This is a genomic window from Rhizobium tibeticum (genome assembly GCF_900110205.1).
Lineage (GTDB): Bacteria > Pseudomonadota > Alphaproteobacteria > Rhizobiales > Rhizobiaceae > Rhizobium > Rhizobium tibeticum.
Genome location: NZ_FOCV01000113.1, coordinates 1 through 3,529 on the forward strand (window position 1 = coordinate 1; position 3,529 = coordinate 3,529).

Below are 3,529 nucleotides of genomic sequence, written 5' to 3' on the forward strand. Positions count from 1 at the left end.
GGCGATGGGCAACCATCGTCCCTACCGGGACCGTTGAGTGGGAGCGTCCACCCCATCGCTCACGGTTCTAATCCCAGAACATCGCTCAATTGGCTCGTTCAGCAAAATCCGCTCGCCGGACGTTCACTCTCGAAAATTCATTTTGAGATGGGCGGATGATGAGCGCCCGGTGCGGCTTGAAGAAGCGGAACGGCGACCGGGAAGGCACCAGATCATGGAGCGGAAACCGCGGCGCGAAGAGCGATCGATATCGGACGACTTAGTGTAAAGCTCTTGGTGGGCATGAATCAAGCGGCGGGCACCAATTTATCGATGCCCGTGTCCGAAGATTGGTCGGTAAGGCAAGCCGATCCTCAGGCACATCGGCGGACATTTCAATCTTCAACTGATGAGATCGGCCCTTCGCAAGATGAAGAAGAATAGACTGTTCATTCCACGGTAGTTTGCAAAGCATCTACTCCTGCCGTTGCGTCTGCTGAGGGGGCGACGTTGATGACGTGCCTTCTTCTGCGATCATCAACGGTGCAGGCTCGGGAAGGGCGCCCGTCTGGTTCTCGAAGATGCGCTTCAGTGCACGATCGGAATAATAGCGGACTTTTCTCAGCTTCAATGGTGGGTGACCCTTTATGAGAACGATCTGGCTGTTGTCATCCAGCAGCCGCACCTGTTCGGGCCGTAATAGGGGTGCACCTTGGTCTGAATTTTGAATATTGCGATCGAACATCCCGCCTTGGCCATAGGAAGTGGAGCGCGCTACAAATGTATATTCACCGATCGCTTTCGAAATATAGAGCGGCGTCTCGTCATCGGCAGTTGCCATGAAAACTTGCATGCCCGTATTGCTCAGGAAGTTTTGCTTGCCGGCCTCGTCGTACGTTCCCGACAACGCTGAGAGGCTTTGGATAATGAACATAAAGCGGCCCCTGTAGCCAGCGATCGTCGTGATTGCCGTCTCAATCGTCTCGAGTTTGCCCAGGTGCTTGAATTCATCGAGCAGGAATAGCACCTCGTGCTTCTCGTCCTTACCTGGCAGTGAGCGTTGCAAAATTGAAACGATCTGCTGGAAGAGGAGGCGCATAAGTGGTGCGATAACCTCTAGATCGTTTGGGCTAACGCAAAGATAAAGGCAAGTCCTCCGACGGCGGAGATCATAGATTGAGAAATCAGAACGACTCGTCGCCGCTTTAACCAGGGGGTCCGCCCATAAGTTGAGGCCGCCGTCACCTAGCACAGAGGTGTAGGAGGTGAGGATTTTTGTATCGTTGCCCGCCATATCGTTGAAAACCCGCTGAGCCTCTTTGTTCTGAGTCTCCTCCGCGAGGCGCGCGAAGAGCTTATATTTCTCCCCTGGTTGAGCAAAGAGGTCATAAACAGCTCCAATTGTTGGCGTACCGCGCTCGATACAAGTAAGAATGCCGGCGACAAATAGATCCCGTGCGCCGTTGATGAAACCTTCCGCGCCCTGTCCCTTGGCCGTAATGAGATTTGCCGCCAGGCGACGCGCTTCGGTGAACTGCCGCTCTGAAGACAACGCTGTGATATCTAATAGAGGATTATAACAGCTCGTCCGTCGTTCCGGGTCCAGCGGTGCGAATTTGAACACACTGTCGCCACCGGTTTTGCGCGCCCTGGACGTGAGCTCAAACAGCTCGCCTTTGACGTCGAGGGCTATTACTGAGCCCTTGAACGTCAGTAGCGTTGGGATGACAACGCCCACGCCCTTTCCCGCGCGGGTCGGGGCAACGATAAGGCTATGAGGCTGCTCGGCATTGGTCAGATAATAGTCAGACCAACATGGGCCCCCAATCTTTCCAAACACTGGACCACTGATGCAATCGTACCGCTGAAAATAACCCGCCCGTCGCATCTCACCCACGTGAGCCCAACGCGCCGTACCGTGATGGTCGTGCTTGCGTTGAAATAAGATTTGCTGAGCTAGTAGAACGATTCCCGACGTTGAAATGACGACAGCCAAACCCTGATAGAAGAAGAGGGTTGTGTAGCCAAGATAGAACGGCGTCTTGTACCAAAAAGCGAATATGTCGAACGTCATCAAAGCATGAACGCTAAACCCGTAGCGAAATGTTGAGCACACACTTGCCGCACAAAAACCTGCGGCCAGTGAACACAGCATGCTCAGGGCTATATTTAGGAGCTTTGTTTTGTTTGACATCATCAGTCCATCATAGATTCGTTCGATGCTAAAATGGTAAGCTCTCCAATACATCGAACGCACATCAGGCGATTTGCCACCGGATGGCGGCCGCACCTCAAGAGAGGGAAATTTTCGGGCCTGCCCATATGGGAAATATCAAGCCGCGCAGAACCGCTACGCGCTAAAGCAATTCTAATCAAGAAATAAGAAAGGTATTATTGTTACAGGTTAAATCAACTGAAATATGTCTGCAACCAAACTGGATGGCTGAACCGGGCTCGCGGGAGGCTCCAACTCGTGACGAAGGAGCGGATTTATGTGGGACGACGAGATCGCTGCCCACCCTCGTTCGAAGGCACGGATCAAGAAAGCAGACGTGGACAGCGGTCCGCGGCTTCGCACTCCTGTCGGCCTTACGAAAGGAAATGGAGACCCGTGAACGGGAAAATGAAGAGCGCCGTCGAGTCACTTGTCAACGCAGCTGCTTATTCTGCCTAAGGAGATTCAAGAGCGCGCCCGTTAGGGCTATAGTGGTGAAGGTGGCAAATACATCCTATGTTCGAATACGAACTCTAGCAGGCTGTTGAAGAAGTCTCTGGTTTGGCCTTCAGGATGGCCTCGTCTCCGTTGTCGTATGCGAAAGTGATCTCGATCGCGCCATCATAGAGTAACTCGGCATGACCGTCGCCCGAGACTTCGTCCATTTCGTCGCATCCGGCCCATCGGAAGAAGACCATGGACGGGCTGTAGCCGAGATCGAGGCTCGCTTGCATCGCACCGAAGGCGATTTCGCCATGTCCATTGGCCCCGATGGTAATTGTGGCGGGCTCAACCAGGTCGAGATAATCCCGATCCCATAGATCGGCCTCGACGATCCGCCGGCGGCCAATCAGGCGGCAGTCCCCTGTCGGCACCCAGCGTGACCGCTTGTGCCCGGTCGGCGAAGGGTTCGATCATGGTAAGCGCCGCGACCCGTTCGGCACATATCCGCTGGCCTCAGTCAGGCAGGCATCGACCAGCAGGCCATGGCGATTTTCCATCAGGGCCTTTTTCAACAGCCTGCTAGCGGCTATGCCGGCGCGCCTACCCGGCGTATCGTTGGCTTGAGTAGCTCATGCGGTTCGCAACGCTATGGAGTGGGGGCTCGTGATCGGCGGCTTGTCAGACGTCGAGGGTTCCCCTCGACTTGCCGAGCACGAAAGGCTACGGGACAGCCGCTCGCAGCAGCATCGGCGATAGGGTACGGTGCCTGGGCGCTAAGCCGCTCGAACTGATGAAATAGACTAGTTTCCGTCCATAAACGGCTGGTTTTCTTGTGCTTGCAGCGCGTTTGGGTTCCGCTTGGTGGCCGCTTTGAAGCCATGCGGTGTGGCT

2 protein-coding genes and 1 pseudogene are annotated in these 3,529 nt (G+C 54.8%); all 3 read right to left on the reverse strand.

Annotated elements, in window-relative coordinates:
* Positions 1 to 454: 454 nt before the first annotated feature.
* Positions 455 to 2,176, reverse strand: a complete 1,722-nt coding sequence (gene virD4, locus BSG20_RS34850) for a type IV secretion system ATPase VirD4 (protein ID WP_072382336.1) — start codon at positions 2,174 to 2,176, stop codon at positions 455 to 457.
* Between the two features lie 551 nt (positions 2,177 to 2,727).
* Positions 2,728 to 3,069 (reverse strand): hypothetical protein, encoded by a 342-nt coding sequence (locus tag BSG20_RS34855; RefSeq protein ID WP_072382334.1) that lies wholly within the window; start codon positions 3,067 to 3,069, stop codon positions 2,728 to 2,730.
* Positions 3,059 to 3,198 (reverse strand): annotated as a pseudogene (locus BSG20_RS36180) (IS5/IS1182 family transposase); the annotation flags it as partial. The pseudogene BSG20_RS36180 and the gene BSG20_RS34855, both read right to left, overlap by 11 nt.
* Positions 3,199 to 3,529 lie beyond the last annotated feature (331 nt).